We start from the raw sequence: 19731 nt of genomic DNA, 5'->3' as shown, positions 1-19731 counted from the left end.
GCGGCGGCACCAGGCGCAGCGGGCGCGGCGCCTCGGCCGTCACGCCCCCGGCGGCGGCGCCTGCCTTATCCTTGAGGCCCGGCGCGGCCAGGTCGTCGCTGTTCATGTCGTGCTCCCGCCACTGTACTGTGAATGATCTGCATAACTGTATAGGTACTGTACCGACAACCTTCACTACCATCAACACACAATGACGCTAGCTCTCGACCATCTCGTGATCGCCGCCGCCACGCTCGAGGCGGGCGCGCAGCATGTCGCCGAGGCGCTGGGCGTGCCGGCGCAGCCGGGTGGCGCCCATCCCGGCATGGGCACGCACAACCGCCTGCTCGGCCTGTTCGGCGGGATCTACCTGGAAGTCATCGCCATCGACCCCGCGGCGCCGGCGCCGGCGCGCCCGCGCTGGTTCGGCCTGGACGGCGAGGCGGTCCAGGCACGCCTGCGCGAGGGCCCGTTCCTGCTGAACTGGGCGGCGCGCGTGGCGCGCCCGGCTGACCTGTCGCTGTGGCAGTCGCAGTACCCGGCGCGCATCGCCCCGGTGATCCCGATGACGCGCGGCGACCTGCGCTGGCGCATCACGGTGCCCGAGGACGGCAGCCTGCCCGGCTGGCCCGCCGACGAGGACGGCCCGGCCGTGGCCGGCGACGGCGTGCTGCCCACGCTGATCCAGTGGGACGTGCCGCTCCATCCGTCCGCGCGGCTGCCCGGCCAGGGCCTGGCCCTGCGCGCGCTGCGCGGGCGCCATCCGCAGGCGGCGCGGCTCGGGCGCGCGCTGCAATGGCTGGGCGGCGGCGCGCTGATCGCGCTGGAGCCCGGCGACAAAGCCGAGCTGAGCGCCGAGATCGAGACGCCGGACGGCGTGCGCACGCTGCGCTGAGCACCGGCGGCAACACCGGCAGTACCGGCAGTACCGCATTCACCACAAGAACAACGACCGCAGGAGATTTGAGCCATGCCCCCCACCACCCGCAAACGCTTCGACGACGACGCCTATCTCGGCAGCTGCACCGCCACCGTGGTGGCCGTGCACGCCGAGGGCATCGAGCTCGACCAGACCGTGTGCTATGCCCGCAGCGGCGGCCAGGCGGGGGACACCGGCACGCTCCGGCTGGCCAACGGCGCCACCGTCGCGCTGCTGGAGACCATCTACTCGCCGGACCGCAGCCGCATCCTGCACGTGCCGGCGCCGGGCTCGGCGCTGCCCGAGCCTGGCGACATCGTCGCCGTCGCCATCGACTGGGAGCGCCGCCACCGCCTGATGCGCCTGCATACCTGCCTGCACCTGCTGGGCTCGCTGATCCCGGTGCCCGTGACCGGCTGCGGCATCTCGCCGGACTCGGCGCGCATCGACTTCGACCTGCCCGAATCGACGCTCGACAAGGGCGATCTGACCGAGCGGCTCAACGCGCTGATCGGCGCCGACAGCCGCGTGCGCATCGACCTCATCACGCCCGCGGAGCTGGCCGCCCAGCCGGAACTGGTGCGCACCGTGGGCGCGGCGCCGCCGGCTGGCAGCGGCGCCATCCGCATCATCGAGATTCCCGGCGTGGACCGCCAGCCGTGCGGCGGCACGCACGTGGCCGCCACCGGCGAGATCGGCGCGGTGGTCGTGACCAAGATCGAAAAGAAGAGCCGCACCAACCGCCGCGTGGTGGTGCAGTTCGCGGCATGACGGGCGCGCTCGCGGGCCCGGACCTGCTGGCCGGGCTGTCGATGGCGCAGTTCGCCGCGCTGCTCACGCTGCTGGCGGTGGGCGCCTTCACGCCCGGCCCCAACACCACCATCGCCGCCGTCACCGGCGCCAACTTCGGCCTGCGCGCCACGCTGCCGCACTGCGTGGGCGTGGCCTTCGGCTTTGCCAGCATCGTGGCGCTGTGCGCCGCCGGCGTGGGCGCGCTGGTGCTGGCCAGCCCGGCGCTGGGGCTGCTGGTGCGCGCGGCGGGCGTGCTGTACCTGCTGTGGCTGGCGCTGCGGCTGGCGCGCAGCGCCGCGCTGGCCGACAAGCAGGTGCTGCGCCCGCTGTCGGTGTGGCAGTCGGTGATCCTGCAATACGCCAACATCAAGGCGTGGATGCTGGCGCTGGCCACGGCCGCCTCCTACATGGCCGGCGCGCAGTCGCCGCTGCGCCGGGTGCTGCTGATGTGCGCGGTGTTCGCCGTGTTCGGCTTCGTCAGCAACGGCGTGTACGGCGCGCTCGGCGCCGGCCTGCGGCACTGGCTGCAGGTTGGCGACCGCATCCGCTGGTTCAACCGCGCGATGGGGCTGGCGCTGGCGCTGACCGCGCTGTGGATCGCGCGGTCCGGCGGCCCCATGTCTCACTGAGGTATCGCGATGACGACCCGATCCGCCTCCCTGCCCCGCCCCGGCGCGGCCCCGCACGCCGGCCACGGCGGCGGCATGCTGCTGGGCTTCGTCGGCGTGGCCGTGTTCAGCCAGACGCTGCCGTTTACCCGCATGGCGGTGGCGGAGCTCGATGCCACCCTGGTCGCGCTGGGCCGCGCCGTGGTGGCCGGCGTGCTGGCGCTGTTGCTGCTGTGGCAGCGCGGCGCCTTCGCCGCCGCGCGCCGCCCGCGCGGCAGCCAGTGGTGGCGGCTGGCCGTGACCGCGCTCGGCGTGGTGGTGGGCTTTCCGCTGTTTTCCTCGCTGGCCATGCGCGAGGTGCCGGCCGGGCACGGCGCCATCATCACCGGCCTGCTGCCGCTGGCTACCGCCGTGTTCGCCGCGTGGTTCGGGCGCGAGCGCCCGTCGGCGGGCTTCTGGCTGTCGGCCGCGGCGGGCAGCGCGCTGGTGGTGGCCTTCGCGCTGTGGCAGGGCGCCGGCGGGCTCCAGCACGCCGACTGGCTGCTGTTCGCCGCGATGGTGCTCGGCGCGCTGGGCTATGCCGAAGGCGGCAAGCTGTCGCGCGAACTGGGCGGGCAGGAAACCATCAGCTGGGCGCTGGCGGTGTCGATGCCGGCGCTGCTGCCGCTGGTGGCCTGGCTGGCGCTCGCGCATGCCGGGCAGATCGCCGCCGCCTCGCCGCGCGCGTGGCTCGGCGTGGGCTATGTGTCGGTGTTCTCGATGTTCGTCGGCTTCCTGTTCTGGTACGCCGGGCTCGCAAAAGGCGGCGTGGCGCGCGTGGGCCAGATACAATTGCTGCAGCCGTTCCTCACGCTGGCGGGCGGCGCCCTGATGCTGGCCGAGCCGCTCGACGCCGCCACCCTCGCCTTCGCGGTGGCGGTGATCGGCGTGGTTGCCGCGGGCCGCCGTACCGCCGTGCGCAGCGCCCCCGCTGGTCCCGTGCCCGCGCCCGCCGCCGAAGAACTCCACCCCATCCCTCCGGGACGACCCCACTGACAGGAGACCTTATGTCCGTCTACGACACCCTTGCCCGCCTCGGCATCGAACTGCCCGGCGCCGGCGCCCCCGCCGCCGCCTACGTGATGGCCGCCCAGACCGGCAACACCGTATTCCTTTCCGGCCACATCGCTCGCAAGGACGGCAAGCCGTGGGCCGGCAAGCTCGGCAAGGACCTCACCACCGAAGACGGCAAGGCCGCCGCGCGCGCCATCGCCATCGACCTGCTGGCCACGCTGCATGCGCACCTCGGCGACCTGAACCGCGTCACCCGCGTCGTCAAGCTGATGAGCCTGGTCAACTCCACGCTGGAATTCACCGAGCAGCACCTGGTGACCAACGGCGCCTCGGAGTTCCTCGTCGAAGTGTTCGGCGACGCCGGCAAGCATGCCCGCAGCGCCTTCGGCGTGGCGCAGATCCCGCTCGGCGCCTGCGTCGAGATCGAACTGATCGTCGAGGTCAAGTAAGCCCCGGCCACCGGGCCGGCGCGCGGCATCCCGCGCGGCCGGCCCGCCACGACAGACAAACGAACCCCGCCTTTCCCATGCGCATCGACAACCTGCCGTTCGGCACCACCGACTGGTCCGCCGTCGCCCCGACCCGCCACCCGGGCGAGACCGGCGAAGCCCTCTGGCGCACCCGCCAGTTCGGCGATATCCGAGTGCGCATGGTGGAGTATTCTGCCGGTTATCTCGCCGACCACTGGTGCACCAAGGGTCACATCCTGTTCGTGCTGGACGGCGAGCTGCATACCGAGCTGGAAGACGGCCGGCAGTTCGTGCTCCGCGCGGGCACGAGCTACCAGGTCGCCGACCAGGCCGAGCCGCACCGTTCGTCCACGCCGACCGGCGCGCGGCTTTTTATCGTTGACTGAGTCGGGCGCGCCCGACTCCCATACCCATACCAAGAGACCATCATGAACTGGGCCATCTCCCGCCGGGCACAAGCTCTGACCAGCTCGGCCATCCGCGAAATCCTGAAAGTCACCGAGCGTCCGGAAGTCATTTCCTTCGCCGGCGGCCTGCCCTCCCCGGCCACGTTCCCGGTAGCGGCGATGGAGCAGGCGGTAGCCCGGATCTTCGCCGACAACCCGCAGGCCGCGCTGCAGTACGCCGCCACCGAGGGCTATATGCCGCTGCGCGAGTTCGTCGCCAGGCGCCACAACGTGGGCGTGGAGCGCGTGCTGATCACCACCGGCTCGCAGCAGGCGCTGGACCTGATCGCCAAGGTGATGATCGACCCGGGCAGCCCGGTGCTGGTGGAGACGCCCAGCTACCTCGGCGCGCTGCAGGCGTTCTCGCTGTTCGAGCCGGAGTTCGTCTCGGTGCCGGGCGACGACAAGAGCCTGCTGCCCGAGGCGCTCACGCCCGAGCTGACCGCCGGCGCGCGCTTCCTGTACGCGCTGCCCAACTTCCAGAACCCGACCGGCCGCCGCATGCCGCTGGAGCGCCGCCAGGCGCTGGTGGCGCGCGCGCGCGAGCTGGGCCTGCTGCTGGTCGAGGACGATCCCTACGGCGAACTGAGCTACCGCGGCGACCAGCTGCCGAGCCTGCTGTCGATGAACCCGGACGGCGTGATCTACATGGGCTCGTTCTCCAAGATCCTGGCCCCCGGCCTGCGCCTGGGCTACGTGATCGCCCCGCCCGACCTGCACTTCAAGCTGTGCCAGGCCAAGCAGGCCTCGGACCTGCACACGCCGAGCTTCACGCAGCGCCTGGCGTTCGAGGTGGTGCGCGACGGCCTGCTGGATTCGCACATCCCCACCATCCGCACGCTCTACGCCGCGCAATGCCAGGCCATGCTGGACTCGCTCGCGCGCCACATGCCCGAGGGCGTGAGCTGGAACGCGCCGGAAGGCGGCATGTTCATCTGGATGGAGCTGCCCGAAGGGCTGGACAGCATGGAGATCCTGCAGGAAGCGGTCAAGCGCAACGTGGCCTACGTGCCGGGCGCGCCGTTCTACGCCAGCAACCCGCGCCGCAACGCGCTGCGCCTGGCCTTCGTGACGGTGGCGCCGGAGCGCATCGAGCAGGGCGTGGCCATCCTCGGCACGCTGTTCCGCGAGGCCATCGCCAAGCAGGCGCCGCGGGCCAGGGCAGCCTGAACGCCGCACGCCGCGCGGCTCGGCCTCCTGGCTGATACCTGCGCGGCGGGCTTCATGGCAAGATAGCGGCCATCGCCCGTTCGCACGGGCCTGGCACAGCCAAGGGAGACGTGTTCGTGCTGCGTATCTGGGGTCGACTCTCATCGATCAACGTGCAGAAAGTGGTCTGGTGCGCGCGCGAGCTGCACCTGGACCACGAGCGCATCGACATCGGCATCCGCGAGGGCGACCTCGACACCGAGGCCTACGTGCGCCTCAACCCCAACCGCCAGATCCCGGTGATCGAGGATTTCCGCGGCACCGACGTGGGCGGCGAGCCCTTCGTGCTGTGGGAGTCCAACGCCATCGTGCGCTACCTGTGCGCGCATGACGGCGAAGACACCCTGTGGCCCGGCAACGTCAAGGCGCGCGCGCTGGCCGACCGCTGGATGGACTGGCAGACCAATACCTTCAGCCCTGCGATGGTGGATGCCTTCCGCCAGCTCGTGCGGGTGCCGGAAGGCGAGCGCGACCAGGCCCTGATCGCGCATTCGCTGGCGCGCACCGAGCCGCTCGCGGCCCGGCTCGACGAAGCGCTGGCCGACCGCGAATTCATCTGCGGCGACCGCTTCACGATGGCCGACATCCCGCTGGCCTGCTCGGCCCACCGCTGGCTGGGCATGCCGGCGCAGCGCCAGCCGCGCCCCCATCTGGAGCGCTGGGTGGCCGCCATGCGCGCGCGTCCGGCCGCGTCCGGCATCCTCGTGCTGCCGCTGGCCTGAGCGGCCAGCCGCCATCTTCCCGGTCTTCTACCTGGCGCGGTGTCCGCCCGACACCGCCGCCAGCACGCCCAGCCCGATCAGCGCCCCGCCCGTGACGTAGCGGCCCGCCGCGCTGGCGCCGCGGGCGCGCCCCAGCAGCGGCAGCAGCGCCGCCGCGGCCAGCACGTAGCAGCAATCGGTAAAGGACGCGACCAGCACGAACGTGGCGCCCAGCACCATGCTCTGCGGCAGCGCGGGCGCGGCCGCGTCCATGAACTGCGGCAGGAAGGCGGCGAAGAACAGCGTGGTCTTCGGGTTCAGCATGGCCACCACCATGCCGTCGCGGAACACCTTGCCGAGGCTGGCCGCCGGCACCGCCCCGCCGGCGTCCGCCGCCGGGCGCGCGCGCAGGGCCCGCACGCCGAGGTAGACCAGGTAGGCCGCGCCGGCGTACTTGACCACCGCGAACGCCAGCGCCGACACCGCGAACAGCGCCGCCAGCCCCAGCGCCGCCGCCAGCGCGTTGACCAGGTTGCCCAGCGCCACGGCGGCCACCGAGGCCAGCCCGCTGCGGCGGCCCTGCGACAGCGTGCGCGTGACGATGTAGATCACGGCGGGCCCGGGCGTGACCGCCAGCACCAGGCTGGCCAGCACGAAGGCGGCGAACAGGGCGCCGCCCGGGATGGCGTGGGAGATGGCAAGCGGCATGGCGAACGGCATGGCGAGGCTCCTTCGGGATCGCGCGGCGCCGCCGGCGGCGGACACTGGCGGATACTGGCGGACATCAGCGCATTCTGCCACCGCCGGCCCGCGCCGGCATGCATTTGCGGATCGGCACGTTTGGAGTAACCTCCCGGGGGTGCGCGGCGTGCCCCAGCCTGCCCCCAGGCAAACCCTGATCCGTGAATCCGGTTCATGGGGGTGATGATCCGATTTAGGGCGGCGCGGCGGGAACCCCTCCTTAGAATCCGAAGTTTGTCCCATAGGCGGCCCGCGTGGTCCGGGGCAGGAAACCGGGAAAAGCGGCCAACGCGGCCAGCGCGACCAGCGTCACGAGCACCGCAAGAGCCGCTGAACGGACGAAGAAGCAGCCGAGAAAAGAAAACAGCCGATAAACCGCTGAGACATGGCAGGCCGGAGCCGAAGCAAAGAAAACCTGCCGCCCAACCCGAGGAGGATGCAGACATGTGGAGTCAAATCTATGACCCGCTAGGCAGCATGGCGTTGTCCACGCTTGCCGCAGGGGTACCCGTGGCCGTGCTGCTGGCAGCACTGGCGTTCTTTCACCTGCAGGCCCACCTGGCCGCCGGCCTGGCGCTGGTGGTGGGCGTGGTCATCGCCTCCGCCGTGTTCGGCATGCCGGCCGCGATGGCCGGCAAGGCGGCCGGCCTGGGCATCGTCTCGGGCCTGTTCCCGATCGGCTGGATCGTCCTCAACATCATCTTCCTGCACCGCCTGACCACGCTCAACGGCTCGTTCCGGGTGCTGCAGAACTCGATCTCCGGCATCACCGAGGACCGCCGCCTGCAACTGCTGCTGGTGGCGTTCAGCTTCGGCGCGTTCTTCGAGGGCGCGGCCGGCTTCGGCACGCCGGTGGCGGTGACCGGCGCCATCCTGATCGGCCTCGGCTTCTCGCCGCTGGCCGCCTCGGGCCTGGCGCTGATCGCCAATACCGCGCCGGTGGCCTACGGCGCGCTGGGCGCGCCGCTGATCGGCCTGGCCTCGGTCACGGGCCTCGACCTGCTGCAGCTCTCGGCGATGGTCGGCCGCCAGTTGCCGTTCTTCTCGGTGCTGGTGCCGTTCTGGCTGATCTGGGCCTTCGCCGGCTTCCGCGGCATGCTGGCGATCTGGCCCGCCATCCTGGTGGCCGGCGTGTCGTTCGCGGTGCCGCAGTTCCTGGTGTCGAACTTCCACGGCCCGTGGCTGGTGGACGTGATCGCCGCACTGGTGTCGATGGGCTCGCTGACGCTGTTCCTGAAAGTCTGGAAGCCGAAGGAGACCTGGACCTCCACGCGCATCCTGGGCCGCCACGACGACTCCAAGGTCGACGACCCCGAAGCGGTGGCCGCCGAAGCGCGCGCCAACGCCGCCTCCGCCGGCATCTCGGTGGTCAAGGCATGGGTGCCGTGGGTGATCCTGACGGTGTTCGTGTTCGTCTGGGGCATCCCGGAATTCAAGAAGCTGATGGACGGCATCTGGCAGTGGCGCTTCCCCATCCCCGGCCTCGACAAGGCCGTGCTCAAGGTGCCGCCGGTGGTGCCCAAGCCCACCGCCGAAGGCGCGGTGTTCGCCTTCAACGTGCTGTCGATGGCCGGCACCGGCATCCTGGCCTCGGCGCTGCTGGGCGGCCTGCTGATGGGCTACTCGGTGCCGCGCCTGATCAAGGAATACTGGGAAACCATCAAGCTGGTGAAGTACTCGCTGCTGACCATCTGCGCGATGTTCGGCATCGGCTACCTGACCCGCTACTCGGGCCTGGACGCCACGATGGGCCTGGCCTTCGCCCACACCGGCGTGCTCTACCCGCTGTTCGGCACCATGCTGGGCTGGCTGGGCGTGGCGCTGACCGGCTCCGACACCGCCTCCAACGTGCTGTTCGGCGGCCTGCAGAAGACCACGGCGGAACAGTTGGGCCTGTCGCCGATCCTGATGGCCTCGGCCAACAGCTCGGGCGGCGTGATGGGCAAGATGATCGACGCGCAGTCCATCGTGGTGGCGTCCACCGCCACCAAGTGGTACGGCCATGAGGGCGAGATCCTGCGCTACGTGTTCTTCCACTCGATCTCGCTGGCGATCCTGGTCGGCCTGTTCATCACGCTGCAGGCGTATGTGCATCCGTTCACGCAGATGGTGATCCGCTGACGGACCGGCCGCCGATGGCGGCCTTCCCTCTCCCGCGCGCGGGAGAGGGAAGCAAGAAAATCCAAACGATCAGGCCAGCAGCCGGTACGCCAGCCGCGCCGCCGCCCGCGCGCCGCAGCCATCGCGGTCGTACAGCGGATTGAATTCGGCGAGGTCGGCCACGCGCAGCTTGCCGCTGGCGCGCACCAGTTCCACCACCGCCTCCACCACCGGCAGCGGCACGCCATAGGCCGCGGGCGCCGACACCGCCGGCATCACCGCCGCGGGCAGCACGTCGAGGTCGATCGTCAGATAGACGTGATCCACCGCGTCGATGCGCGCGCGCAGTGCTTCCAGCCGCGCGTCGAGGTGCCGCTCCTGCATCAGCACGTCTTCCACGTAATGCACGCCGAGCGCGTCGGCATGCGCGAACAGCGCCGCGGTATTGCCGAGCCGGCTCACGCCCAGGCAACTGTATTCGAAGCGCTGGCCGCGCGCGCGGCAGGCTTCGGCGATCTGGTCGAACGGCGTGCCGGAGCTGCCGGGGCGGGCCGTGCGCAGGTCGAAATGCGCATCGAGGTTGAGCACCAGCACGCGGCCGTTGTCGCCGCGCGCGTCGAGATGCGCGCGCAGGCCCTGCCACGTGCCCCAGGCGATCTCGTGGCCGCCGCCGAGCACCAGCGTGAAGGCGCCGCGCGCCAGTTCCGCGGCCACGGCGCGGGCCAGCGCCTGCTGCGCGGCTTCGAGGTCGCCGTCGGCGCAGATGACGTCGCCGCCATCGTGGAAGGCTTCGAGGCCGTGCGCCGGCGCGCCGGCCAGCGCGCGGCGGATCTCGTGCGGGCCGCCCGCGGCGCCGGCGCGGCCCTGGTTGCGCAGCACGCCGGCGTCGCAGCAGAAGCCCAGCAGCACCGGCGCGCCCGGCACGCGCGCGGCACCCGTGCGCACCACGTCGAACAGCCGCCGCGTGTCGCCACGCTCGTTGCCGTCGGTGCGCCCGCGCCAGACGGCGTGCGCGCAATGGTGCGCGGAATGCGGCGAGGCCATCCCGCTCATGACAGGCGGCGCCCCAGCGTTTCCGGCACCATCGCCAGCCCGGCCAGCGAGACCAGCCCGCAGCCGATCACGTAGAAGGCCGGCGCGTTCGGGTTGGCGGTGAGGTGGATCAGCTCGGTCGAGAAGAACTGCGCGAAGCCGCCGAAGATGGCGATCGCGACGCAATACGCGATCGACAGCCCGGTGGCGCGCAGGCGCTGCGGCAGCACTTCGCTGACCAGCACCATCGAGGCCGGCGAGGTCAGCGACATCGGCACCGACAGGCAGCCCACCACCACCAGCAGGCGCGCCAGGCCCGGCTCGGCGTTGATCAGCACGAAGGCGGGATAGATCATCGCCAGCAGCGCCACGCGCGACCACAGCACCACCGGGCGGCGGCCGAAGCGGTCGGCCAGGCGGCCCGCGAACGGCGACAGCACCACCTGCACACCGGCCGCCACGCAGGCCGCCCAGATGCCCAGCGACAGCGGCATGTGCAATTGCGACACCGCGTAGTTGCTGAGGTAGTAGACCACGATGTAGGTCGACGAGGCCACGCCGATCATCAGCAGCACGCTGGCCGCCAGCGCGCGGCCGTGCTCGCGCAGCAGCTGCATGGACGAGGCGTGCTCCGACGCATGGGCCGCGGGCGCGGTCTCCTCCAGGCGGCGGCGGATCACCAGCCCCACCGGGATCACCAGGATGCCGATGGCGAAGGCCACGCGCCAGCCCCACGCCTCCAGCTCCGCGGGCGCGAGCACGTTGCTGAGCAGCAGCCCGACCAGCGCGCCGAGCAGCGCCGCCAGCCCCTGGCTGAACGGCTGCCAGCTCGTGTAGAAGCCGCGCGAGCGGTCGTCGGCGTACTCCAGCAGCAGCGCGGTGGACGCGCCCATCTCGCCGCCGATGGCGAAGCCCTGCACCAGCCGCGCGAGCAGGATCAGCACCGGCGCGGCGATGCCGATCTGGGCGTAGGTCGGCGTGACCACGAAGATCACCGCGCTCAGGCCCATCAGCCACAGCGTCAGCGCCACCGCCGGCTTGCGGCCCGCGCGGTCGGCGTACATGCCGATCAGCAGGCCGCCGAGCGGGCGCATCAGGAAACCCACGCCGAAGGTGGCGAAGGACAGCAGCAACTGGCCGGTGGCGTCGGCCACCGGGAAATACAGGCGGCCGATCAGCGTGGCGAAGAAGCTGTAGACCACGAAGTCGTAGAACTCCAGGCCGTTGCCGATGGTGATGGCGGCGATGGCCTTGAAGCGGGACAGCGGCGCGGGCGCGGCGCCTTGCAGGGCCGCGGCGCCGGGGGCGGTGTTGTCGATGAGCATGATGTCTGCCTGGAACGATGTAATCATGGCGCCCGCGCGGCGAGGCGCCGGGGGGCGTCGGGGAGATGGCGCGAGGTCAGTCCGGCGCCAGCGCGGGCTCGCCGTGCGGATCGCGGCGCGGCCGCACCCACAGCCACCACGCCGCCACCAGCAGCGCGAGCCAGACCGCGCCCACCGCGAGCGCGGCGCGGGTCTGCGGAAACCAGCCGAGCACGCCGAAGACGAACAGCATGAAGCCGATCGCCGCGAGCGGCGCCAGCGGCCAGAACGGCACCGGGAACTTGAGCGCGGCGGCCTCGGCGCGGCTCATGCGCCGGCGCATGACGAACTGCGACAGCAGGATCATCAGCCACACCCAGACCGTGGCGAAGGTGGCGATGGAGGCGATCAGCACGAACACGTCCTCGGGCATCACGTAGTTCAGCACCACGCCGGCCAGCAGCGCCAGCGCCATCACCACCACCGTCATCCACGGCACGCCGTTGCGCGAGACGCCGGCGAACGCGCGCGGCGCGTGGCGCAGCACGGCCATGCCGTACAGCATGCGGCCGGCGCCGAAGATGTCGCTGTTGATGGCCGACACCGCCGCCGAGATCACCACCACGTTGAGCACCGCCGCGGCCGAGCCGATGCCCAGGCGGCTGAAGATCTGCACGAAGGGGCTGCCCTCGCTGCCGACGCGGTGCCACGGGTAGAGCGACATCAGCACGCCCAGCGTGAGCACGTAGAACAGCAGGATGCGCAGCGGCACCGCGTTGATCGCGCGCGGAATCACGCGCTCGGGGTCGCGCGCCTCGCCGGCGGTGATGCCGATGATCTCGATGCCGCCGAAGGCGAACATCACCACCGCGAACGAGGCGATCACGCCGGCCACGCCGTTGGGCATGAAGCCGCCGTGCGCCCACAGGTTGTGGATGCCGGTGGCGCCGCCGCCACCGGCCATGCCAAGGCCGAACAGCATGATGGCCACGCCGCCGCCGATCATGGCGACGATGGCGCCGACCTTGAGCAGCGACAGCCAGAACTCCAGCTCGCCGAAGACCTTGACGCTGAGCAGGTTGAGGCCGCCGATCAGGAACACGATGCCGAGCACCCAGATCCAGCGCGGCACGTCCGGGAACCAGAACCCCATGTAGATGCCGAACGCGGTCACGTCGGCCAGGCAGACGATGACCATCTCGAAGGTGTAGGTCCAGCCGAGCAGGAAGCCCGCCAGCGGCCCCAGCGCCGTGTTGGCGTACTGGCCGAACGAGCCGGACACCGGGTTGCGCACCGCCATCTCGCCGAGCGCGCGCATCACCATGTAGACCGCGGCGCCGCCGATCAGGTAGGCCAGCAGCACGGCCGGGCCGGCCGCCTGGATGGCCGAGGCCGAGCCGTAGAAAAGTCCGGTGCCGATCGCCGAACCGAGCGCCATGAAGCGGATGTGGCGCGCGCCCAGGCTGCGCTGCAGGCCTTGCGGCTGCTGTTGCATCTGCATCTGTTCTGTCTCCGGGTCATTGTTCTGTCGCGCCCGTTTGCGGGCAGCGCACGCGGGCATCCGCGCGCGCCGCCCCGGGCGTCATGGCATGGCGCGCCCTGACGCGCGCGGCGTCACAGGCTGGGCAGCAGCCCCGCCGGCAGCAGCGCGTTCAACCCGCCCGCGGCCAGCAGGCGGCTGGCCGCCTCGATGTCGGGCGCGAAGAAGCGGTCCTTCTCGTAGTACGGCACCTCGGCGCGCAGCAGCGCGCGCGCCTGCTCCAGCGGCGGCGAGCTCTTGAGCCCTTCGCGGAAGTCCAGGCCCTGGCACGCGCCCAGCCATTCCACCGCGAGGATGCCGCGCACGTTCTCGGCCATCGCCCACAGCCGCTTGCCGGCGTTGGGCGCCATCGACACGTGGTCTTCCTGGTTGGCCGAGGTCGGCAGGCTGTCGACGCTGTGCGGATGCGCGAGCGCCTTGTTGTCGCTGGCCAGCGCGGCGGCGGTGACCTGCGCGATCATGAAGCCGGAGTTGACGCCGCCGTTGGCCACTAGGAACGGCGGCAGCTGCGACATGTGGCGGTCCATCATCAGCGAGATGCGGCGCTCGGACAGCGAGCCGGTCTCGGCGATGGCCAGGGCGATGTTGTCGGCGGCCATCGCCACCGGCTCGGCGTGGAAGTTGCCGCCCGAGATGACGTCGCCTTCGGCGGCGAACACCAGCGGGTTGTCGGACACCGCGTTGGCTTCCGCCGCCAGCACCTCGGCGGCCTGGCGCAACTGCGTCAGGCAGGCGCCCATCACCTGCGGCTGGCAGCGCAGCGAGTACGGGTCCTGCACCTTGTCGCAGTCCGCGTGCGAGCGCGCCAGCGCGCTGCTCTCGCCGAGCAGCGCGCGGTAGGCCGCGGCCGCGTCGATCTGGCCGCGCTGGCCGCGCACGGCATGCACGCGCGCGTCGAACGGCGCGCGCGAGCCGAGCATGGCCTCCACGCTCAGGCCGCCGCACACCAGCGCGGCGCCGAACAGGTCCTCGGCCTCGAACAGGCCGCGCAGCGCGTAGGCGGTCGAGACCTGCGTGCCGTTGAGCAGCGCCAGCCCTTCCTTGGCCGCCAGCGTCAGCGGACGCAGGCCGGCCGCTTCCAGCGCCTGGCGCGCCGGCAGCCACTGGCCGCGGTGGCGCGCCTGGCTCTCGCCCAGCAGCACCAGCGACATGTGCGCGAGCGGCGCGAGGTCGCCCGAGGCGCCGACCGAGCCCTTGAGCGGGATGTGCGGATAGACCTCGGCGTTGACCAGCGCGACCAGCGCCTCGATCACCTCGCGGCGGATGCCGGAGAAGCCGCGCGCCAGGCTGTTGACCTTGAGCAGCATGATCAGGCGCACCATCGCGTCGTCGAGCGGCTCGCCCACGCCGGCGGCGTGCGACAGCACCAGCGAGCGCTGCAGGTTCTCCAGGTCTGCGCTGGCGATGCGGGTCTGCGCCAGCAGGCCGAAGCCGGTGTTGATGCCGTAGGCGGTGCGGCCCTGCGCGACGATGGACTCGACGCAGGCCACGCTGGCGTCGATGGCGGCGCCCGCGCTGTCGTCGAGGCGCAGGCGCAGCGGCTGCCGGTAGGCGGCGCGCAACTGGGCCAGGCTCAACTGGCCGGGCTTGAGGGTCAGGTCGGTTGCGCTCATGCTCAGGCCTCCTTGCCGCCGGTGATCATCGGCAGATTCAGGCCCTGCTCGCGCGCGCACGCGATGGCGATCTCGTAGCCCGCGTCGGCATGGCGCATCACGCCGGTGGCCGGGTCGTTGTGCAGCACGCGCGCGATGCGCGCGGCGGCCTCGTCGGTGCCGTCGCACACGATCACCACGCCTGCATGTTGCGAGAAGCCCATGCCCACGCCGCCGCCGTGGTGCAGCGACACCCAGGTGGCACCGCTGGCGGTATTGAGCAGCGCGTTGAGCAGCGGCCAGTCGGACACCGCGTCGGAGCCGTCGCGCATGCTTTCGGTCTCGCGATTGGGGCTGGCCACCGAGCCGGAGTCGAGGTGGTCGCGGCCGATCACCACCGGCGCCGACAGCTCGCCGCTGCGCACCATCTCGTTGAAGGCCAGGCCGAGCCGGGCGCGCTGGCCGAGGCCGACCCAGCAGATGCGCGCCGGCAGGCCCTGGAAGCTGATGCGCTCGCGCGCCATGTCGAGCCAGCGGTGCAGGTGCGCGTCGTCGGGGATCAGCGCCTTGACCTTGGCGTCGGTCTTGTAGATGTCCTGCGGGTCGCCCGACAGCGCGGCCCAGCGGAACGGGCCCACGCCGCGGCAGAACAGCGGGCGGATGTAGGCCGGCACGAAGCCGGGGAAGTCGAAGGCGTTGGCCACGCCCTCCTCCTTGGCCATCTGGCGGATGTTGTTGCCGTAGTCGAAGGTGGGCACGCCCATCTTCTGGAAGTCCAGCATGGCCCGCACGTGGCGCGCCATCGACTGCTTGGCGGCCTTGACGGTGCCGGCCGGGTCGGTGCGCGCGCGGTCGCGGTACTGGCCCCAGGTCCAGCCGGCCGGCAGGTAGCCGTTGAGCGGGTCGTGGGCGCTGGTCTGGTCGGTGACCATGTCCGGGCGCACGCCGCGGCGCGCCAGCTCGGGCAGCACCTCGGCGGCGTTGGCGCACAGCGCGATGGAGATGGCCTTGCCCTCGGCCGTGTAGCGGGCGATGCGCGCCAGCGCGTCGTCGAGGTCGGCGGCCTGCTCGTCCACGTAGCGCGTGCGCAGGCGGAAGTCGATGCTGGCCTGCTGGCATTCGATGTTGAGCGAGCACGCGCCGGCCAGCGTGGCGGCCAGCGGCTGCGCGCCGCCCATGCCGCCCAGGCCCGCGGTCAGCACCCAGCGGCCCTTGAGGCTGCCGCCGTAGTGCTGGCGCCCGGCCTCGACGAAGGTCTCGTAGGTGCCCTGCACGATGCCCTGGCTGCCGATGTAGATCCACGAGCCGGCGGTCATCTGGCCGTACATGGCGAGGCCCTTGGCATCGAGCTCGTTGAAGTGCTCCCAGGTGGCCCAGTGCGGCACCAGGTTGGAGTTGGCGATCAGCACGCGCGGGGCGTTGGCGTGGGTCCTGAACACGCCGACCGGCTTGCCCGACTGCACCAGCAGGGTCTCGTCGTCGCCCAGCGTCTTGAGCGTGGCGACGATCTGGTCGTAGCAGTCCCAGTTGCGCGCGGCGCGGCCGATGCCGCCGTACACCACCAGCTCCTTCGGGTTCTCCGCCACTTCCGGGTCGAGGTTGTTCATCAACATGCGCAGCGGCGCCTCGGTCTGCCAGCTCCTGGCATTCAGTTGGCTGCCGCGCGGGGCGCGGATCTCTATATCGCGGAAACGGAGGCTGTCGCTCACGGGGGAACTCCTTGGGATTGACGCTGGAATGCGGCCGGCACGCTCACCGTGCGGCCATGTCGTGGGTGTATAGTGTTGTATATACAAGCATAGATGTATTGGTGATTTCCCGGATATGGCGGGCTGACGGCGGGCAAGCAGGCCGGATATGTGCGGGGAGCGGCACGGAAAGCGGCGCGGGCGGCGCCCGGGAGACCGCGAGCCATGCCGGGCGGCGCGGTCCGCATGTGCCCGGAAGGCGTCATGCCGGGCGCCGGCGGCGGCCCGGCGGCGGCGTCCGATCTGGGTATCATGGCAGTCCGTGCCGCCCGGCCGCGGTCGCGCCACCGCGGCCGGACGCCCTCCCCCAGACCCCAGGAGATCCATGCTGCTGCGCTTGATGGAACGAATGATCGACCCGTTTCGCGGCCTGCCCGACACCGAGCCGCCGGGCCGGATCTGGCGCTTCTACGCCTATTACCTGCGCGAGGTGTGGCCGGTCTTCGCCCTGCTGCTGGCGGTGGGGCTGGGCGGCGCGCTGATCGAGGTGGCGCTGTTCGGCTTCCTCGGCCGGCTGGTGGACCTGGCGCAGGCGACGCCCGGGCCGGCGTTCTTCCGCCTCCATGCCGGCGAGCTGGCCTGGATGGCGGTGGTGGCGCTGCTGCTGCGCCCGCTCTTCAATGGCCTGCACGACATCCTCGTGCACCAGGTCATCAACCCCAGCCTGGGCAACCTGGTGCGCTGGCAGAACCACCGCTACGTGCTCAAGCAGAGCATGTGGTTCTTCCAGAACGACTTCGCCGGGCGCATCGCCCAGCGCATCATGCAGACCGGCTTCTCGCTGCGCGACTCGGCGGTGCAGGCGGTGGACGCGATCTGGCACGTGCTGATCTACGCCGCCAGCTCGCTCTACCTGTTCGCCGAGGCCGACTGGCGCCTGATGCTGCCGCTGCTGCTGTGGATCGTCGGCTACGTGGCCGCGATGCGCTACTTCACGCCGCGCGTGAAGGCGCGCTCGGTGGCCGCCACCGGCGCGCGCTCGCGCCTGATGGGGCGCATCGTCGACGGCTACACCAACATCGCCACGCTCAAGCTGTTCGCCCACACGCGCCTGGAGGAGGACTACGCGCGCGAGGCGATGGCCGACCTGACCGACAAGGCGCGCAGCTCGGGCCGCATGGTCAGCGCGATGGACTTCACCGTGACCGCGCTCAACGGCGCGCTGATCGCCGCCACCACCGGGCTGGCGCTGTGGCTATGGAGCGAGGGCCACGTCAGCGTGGGCGCGATCGCGCTGTCGGCCGGGCTGGTGATCCGCATCGTCAACATGTCGGGCTGGATCATGTGGGTGGTCAACGGCATCTTCGAGAACGTCGGCCAGGTGCAGGACGGCATGCAGACCATCGCGGTGCCGCGCAAGGTGGCCGACCGCGCGGGCGCGCCGCCGCTGCGCGTGACGCGCGGCGAGGTGCGCTTCGAGGGCGTGGGCTTCCACTACGGCAAAGGCTCGGGCGTGATCGAGGGGCTCGACCTGACCGTGCGGCCGGGCGAGAAGATCGGCCTGGTGGGGCCGTCCGGCGCCGGCAAGTCGACGCTGGTCAACCTGCTGCTGCGGCTCTACGACGTCGAGCGCGGCCGCATCCTGATCGACGGCCAGGACATCGCCGGCGTCACCCAGGAAAGCCTGCGCGCGCAGATCGGCATGGTCACGCAGGACACCTCGCTGCTGCACCGCTCGATCCGCGACAACCTGCTCTACGGCCGCCCCGGCGCCAGCGAGGCCGAGCTGATGGCCGCCGCCGCCGACGCCCACGCGGCCGATTTCATCCCGCTGCTGCGCGACGCCGGCGGCGCCACCGGGCTCGACGCGCAGGTCGGCGAGCGCGGCGTCAAGCTCTCGGGCGGGCAGCGCCAGCGCATCGCGGTGGCGCGCGTGCTGCTCAAGAACGCGCCCATCCTGATCCTCGACGAAGCCACCTCGGCGCTCGACTCGGAGGTGGAGGCGGCCATCCAGGAGAACCTGGAGACGCTGATGCGCGGCAAGACCGTGATCGCCATCGCGCACCGGCTCTCCACCATCGCGCGCATGGACCGGCTGGTGGTGCTGGACGACGGCCGCATCGCCGAAAGCGGCACGCATGCCGAGCTGCTGGCGCGCGGCGGCCTGTACGCGCGGCTGTGGGCGCACCAGACCGGCGGCTTCGTCGGCGTGGCGTAGCGCGCCCGGCGCCGGACACCGGACACCGCGCCGAACCAGCCCGCTAGACCAGCCCGAGCAGCCCCGCGCCCGCGCCCAGCGCCACCAGCATCAGCGGGTGCACGCGCGTCTTGAGCATCAGGAAGATGGTCAGCAGCGTCACCGCCACCGCGCTCCAGCGGTGGTCCACGCTGGCCGCCAGCACCCAGCCCGACGAGCACAGCAGGCCGATGGTCAGCGTGGCCAGGCCGCGCCGGATCAGGCCCGGCCAGCGCGCCTGCGGCGCGCGCCCGGCGAAATACTCGAAGCCCAGCGCGATCAGGCTGGACGGCCCGCAGATGGCGATCATGCCGGCGATGGCGCCGGCCGGCCCGCCGATCTGCCAGCCGAACAGCGCCACGAACAGCACGTTGGGCCCGGGCGAGGCCTGGGAAATCGCATACATGGCGGAGAACTGCGCGTCGCTCATCCAGCCGTGCGCCTCCACCAGGAAGCGGTGCATGTCGGGGATGGTGGTGGCGGCGCCGCCGATCGACAGGAAGGACAGCAGCAGGAAGTGGGTGAAGAAGCTGCCGAGCACGGTGGGATGGTGGTTCATGCGCGCGGCTCCCCGGCGGCGCCGTCGGTTCCGGGCGGCTGCGCCGGCGCGGGCGGCGCCTGCGGCGCGGCGGCCTCGGCCGCCAGCCGCAGCGCCTGCCCCTCGGCGCGCCATTCGAGCAGCAGGCCGAGCGGCACCAGCACCGCCATCACCGGCACCAGCGGCCAGCGCAGCAGGCCGATGGCGGCGAACGCCGCGACGCCGACCAGCAGGCCGCGCACGGTCGGCGACTGGCTCTGCGCCAGCCTGAAGCCGGTGGACAGCATCAGCCCGGCGGAGACCGCCGTCATGCCGGCCAGCATGCGCTGCACCGCGGCCACGTCGCGGTAGTGCTCGTACAGCAGCATGGCCGACAGCACCACCACCATCGGCACCATCACCAGCCCGGCGAACGCGGCCAGCGCGCCGCGCAGGCCGGCGAAACGCAGGCCCATCATCAGCGCCACGTTGATCACGTTGGGGCCGGGCAGCACCTGCCCCATGCTGAGCAGCTCGACGAACTCGCGGTCGTCGAGCCAGCGGTTGCGCTCCACCACCGCGCGCCGCACGAACGGCAGCACGCCGCCGAAGCCGGACAGGCCCATGCGGGCGAACTCGATGAACAGGTGGCGGGGCGTGGGGAGCGGCGCGAGGGCGGCGCTCGGGGGCGGGGGAACTGGCATGTCTCGGACCAGGCAGCAAAGCGGAGAATCGGAGGGTTCTCCCCGCGCCCAGGCAACGGGCGCGGGGCCGGGGGAGAAGGCCGGGCGCTGGCGGACCGCT

18 protein-coding genes are annotated in these 19731 nt (G+C 71.6%); 10 read left to right on the top strand and 8 right to left on the bottom strand.

Translation table 11 applies throughout. The features are described from left to right. Nucleotides 1–190 precede the first annotated feature (190 nt). The 8 genes from AC3WXD_RS08325 to AC3WXD_RS08290 all read left to right on the top strand — a co-directional run bounded on the left by AC3WXD_RS08325 (nucleotide 191) and on the right by AC3WXD_RS08290 (nucleotide 6198). Entirely contained in the window at nucleotides 191–874 is a 684-nt protein-coding gene (locus AC3WXD_RS08325) for a VOC family protein (protein WP_492323505.1), read from the top strand. Between the two features lie 75 nt (nucleotides 875–949). Then, nucleotides 950–1669, top strand: coding sequence for an alanyl-tRNA editing protein (locus tag AC3WXD_RS08320; protein WP_020200803.1), 720 nt, complete (start codon nucleotides 950–952; stop codon nucleotides 1667–1669). Then, a complete protein-coding gene (locus AC3WXD_RS08315; protein WP_020200804.1) occupies nucleotides 1666–2319 on the top strand; it encodes a LysE family translocator in 654 nt (217 codons plus the stop codon). The genes AC3WXD_RS08320 and AC3WXD_RS08315 overlap by 4 nt, the downstream gene beginning before the upstream one ends. 9 nt (nucleotides 2320–2328) lie before the next feature. Then, complete coding sequence (locus tag AC3WXD_RS08310; protein WP_059411330.1) at nucleotides 2329–3333, top strand: DMT family transporter; 1005 nt, start codon at nucleotides 2329–2331, stop codon at nucleotides 3331–3333. A gap of 11 nt (nucleotides 3334–3344) precedes the next feature. Then, nucleotides 3345–3800 (top strand): RidA family protein, encoded by a 456-nt coding sequence (locus tag AC3WXD_RS08305; protein WP_020200806.1) that lies wholly within the window; start codon nucleotides 3345–3347, stop codon nucleotides 3798–3800. A gap of 77 nt (nucleotides 3801–3877) precedes the next feature. Then, entirely contained in the window at nucleotides 3878–4207 is a 330-nt protein-coding gene (locus AC3WXD_RS08300; protein ID WP_020200807.1) for a DHCW motif cupin fold protein, read from the top strand. A 42-nt stretch (nucleotides 4208–4249) separates the two neighbouring features. Continuing rightward, nucleotides 4250–5437 (top strand): aminotransferase-like domain-containing protein, encoded by a 1188-nt coding sequence (locus AC3WXD_RS08295; RefSeq protein ID WP_492323504.1) that lies wholly within the window; start codon nucleotides 4250–4252, stop codon nucleotides 5435–5437. A 116-nt stretch (nucleotides 5438–5553) separates the two neighbouring features. After that, complete coding sequence (locus AC3WXD_RS08290) at nucleotides 5554–6198, top strand: glutathione S-transferase family protein (protein ID WP_029043146.1); 645 nt, start codon at nucleotides 5554–5556, stop codon at nucleotides 6196–6198. 27 nt (nucleotides 6199–6225) lie between these two features. On the opposite strand, the gene AC3WXD_RS08285 is transcribed toward AC3WXD_RS08290, so the two are convergent. Then, nucleotides 6226–6897, bottom strand: coding sequence for a LysE family translocator (locus AC3WXD_RS08285; protein WP_020200810.1), 672 nt, complete (start codon nucleotides 6895–6897; stop codon nucleotides 6226–6228). 465 nt (nucleotides 6898–7362) lie between these two features. Between AC3WXD_RS08285 and AC3WXD_RS08280 the strand changes: the two genes are divergently transcribed. Continuing rightward, the gene (locus AC3WXD_RS08280) at nucleotides 7363–9039 is read left to right on the top strand and encodes an L-lactate permease (RefSeq protein WP_029043147.1); all 1677 of its coding nucleotides are present in this window, start codon (nucleotides 7363–7365) and stop codon (nucleotides 9037–9039) included. Nucleotides 9040–9108: 69 nt separating this feature from the next. Here the strand turns inward: AC3WXD_RS08280 and hutG are convergent, their stop codons facing one another. The 5 genes from hutG to hutU all read right to left on the bottom strand — a co-directional run bounded on the left by hutG (nucleotide 9109) and on the right by hutU (nucleotide 16195). Next, nucleotides 9109–10071, bottom strand: a complete 963-nt coding sequence (gene hutG / locus AC3WXD_RS08275; RefSeq protein ID WP_492323503.1) for a formimidoylglutamase — start codon at nucleotides 10069–10071, stop codon at nucleotides 9109–9111. Next, nucleotides 10068–11375: an MFS transporter gene (locus AC3WXD_RS08270; protein WP_020200813.1), complete on the bottom strand. Its 1308-nt coding sequence runs from the start codon at nucleotides 11373–11375 to the stop codon at nucleotides 10068–10070. Before AC3WXD_RS08270 ends, hutG begins: the two co-directional genes overlap by 4 nt. A 76-nt stretch (nucleotides 11376–11451) precedes the next feature. Continuing rightward, entirely contained in the window at nucleotides 11452–12849 is a 1398-nt protein-coding gene (locus tag AC3WXD_RS08265) for an amino acid permease (protein WP_492323589.1), read from the bottom strand. Nucleotides 12850–12968: 119 nt separating this feature from the next. Next, the gene (hutH, locus tag AC3WXD_RS08260) at nucleotides 12969–14507 is read right to left on the bottom strand and encodes a histidine ammonia-lyase (RefSeq protein WP_492323502.1); all 1539 of its coding nucleotides are present in this window, start codon (nucleotides 14505–14507) and stop codon (nucleotides 12969–12971) included. Nucleotides 14508–14509: 2 nt separating this feature from the next. Further along, complete coding sequence (gene hutU / locus AC3WXD_RS08255) at nucleotides 14510–16195, bottom strand: urocanate hydratase (RefSeq protein ID WP_492323501.1); 1686 nt, start codon at nucleotides 16193–16195, stop codon at nucleotides 14510–14512. A 364-nt stretch (nucleotides 16196–16559) separates the two neighbouring features. On the opposite strand from hutU, the gene AC3WXD_RS08250 reads away from it, so the two are divergent. Then, nucleotides 16560–18392 carry an ABC transporter ATP-binding protein gene (locus tag AC3WXD_RS08250; RefSeq protein WP_020200817.1) on the top strand — a complete coding sequence of 611 codons (1833 nt, stop codon included), beginning with the start codon at nucleotides 16560–16562 and terminating at the stop codon, nucleotides 18390–18392. Between the two features lie 43 nt (nucleotides 18393–18435). Here the strand turns inward: AC3WXD_RS08250 and AC3WXD_RS08245 are convergent, their stop codons facing one another. After that, nucleotides 18436–18969 carry a chromate transporter gene (locus tag AC3WXD_RS08245; protein WP_020200818.1) on the bottom strand — a complete coding sequence of 178 codons (534 nt, stop codon included), beginning with the start codon at nucleotides 18967–18969 and terminating at the stop codon, nucleotides 18436–18438. Continuing rightward, on the bottom strand, nucleotides 18966–19631 hold the full coding sequence (locus AC3WXD_RS08240) for a chromate transporter (protein WP_454731930.1): 666 nt from the start codon (nucleotides 19629–19631) through the stop codon (nucleotides 18966–18968). The genes AC3WXD_RS08245 and AC3WXD_RS08240 overlap by 4 nt, the downstream gene beginning before the upstream one ends. Between the last annotated feature and the right edge of the window lie 100 nt (nucleotides 19632–19731).

The sequence above is a fragment of the Cupriavidus sp. FW216-B1 genome (assembly GCF_058789195.1).
Note: the sequence above shows the minus strand (reverse complement) of the source record. Positions and strands in the feature narration are given on the sequence as shown.

Excerpts from the sequence above, each read along its gene's own strand:
- AC3WXD_RS08320 (WP_020200803.1), top strand. The coding sequence starts at position 950 with ATGCCCCCCACCACCCGCAAACGCTTCGACGACGACGCCTATCTCGGC.
- hutH (WP_492323502.1), bottom strand. The coding sequence starts at position 14,507 with ATGAGCGCAACCGACCTGACCCTCAAGCCCGGCCAGTTGAGCCTGGCC.
- AC3WXD_RS08295 (WP_492323504.1), top strand. The coding sequence starts at position 4,250 with ATGAACTGGGCCATCTCCCGCCGGGCACAAGCTCTGACCAGCTCGGCC.
- AC3WXD_RS08325 (WP_492323505.1), top strand. The coding sequence starts at position 191 with ATGACGCTAGCTCTCGACCATCTCGTGATCGCCGCCGCCACGCTCGAG.
- AC3WXD_RS08240 (WP_454731930.1), bottom strand. The coding sequence starts at position 19,631 with ATGCCAGTTCCCCCGCCCCCGAGCGCCGCCCTCGCGCCGCTCCCCACG.
- AC3WXD_RS08305 (WP_020200806.1), top strand. The coding sequence starts at position 3,345 with ATGTCCGTCTACGACACCCTTGCCCGCCTCGGCATCGAACTGCCCGGC.
- AC3WXD_RS08280 (WP_029043147.1), top strand. The coding sequence starts at position 7,363 with ATGTGGAGTCAAATCTATGACCCGCTAGGCAGCATGGCGTTGTCCACG.
- AC3WXD_RS08265 (WP_492323589.1), bottom strand. The coding sequence starts at position 12,849 with ATGCAACAGCAGCCGCAAGGCCTGCAGCGCAGCCTGGGCGCGCGCCAC.
- AC3WXD_RS08315 (WP_020200804.1), top strand. The coding sequence starts at position 1,666 with ATGACGGGCGCGCTCGCGGGCCCGGACCTGCTGGCCGGGCTGTCGATG.
- AC3WXD_RS08250 (WP_020200817.1), top strand. The coding sequence starts at position 16,560 with ATGCTGCTGCGCTTGATGGAACGAATGATCGACCCGTTTCGCGGCCTG.
- AC3WXD_RS08285 (WP_020200810.1), bottom strand. The coding sequence starts at position 6,897 with ATGCCGTTCGCCATGCCGCTTGCCATCTCCCACGCCATCCCGGGCGGC.
- hutG (WP_492323503.1), bottom strand. The coding sequence starts at position 10,071 with ATGAGCGGGATGGCCTCGCCGCATTCCGCGCACCATTGCGCGCACGCC.
- AC3WXD_RS08245 (WP_020200818.1), bottom strand. The coding sequence starts at position 18,969 with ATGAACCACCATCCCACCGTGCTCGGCAGCTTCTTCACCCACTTCCTG.
- AC3WXD_RS08310 (WP_059411330.1), top strand. The coding sequence starts at position 2,329 with ATGACGACCCGATCCGCCTCCCTGCCCCGCCCCGGCGCGGCCCCGCAC.
- AC3WXD_RS08270 (WP_020200813.1), bottom strand. The coding sequence starts at position 11,375 with ATGCTCATCGACAACACCGCCCCCGGCGCCGCGGCCCTGCAAGGCGCC.
- AC3WXD_RS08300 (WP_020200807.1), top strand. The coding sequence starts at position 3,878 with ATGCGCATCGACAACCTGCCGTTCGGCACCACCGACTGGTCCGCCGTC.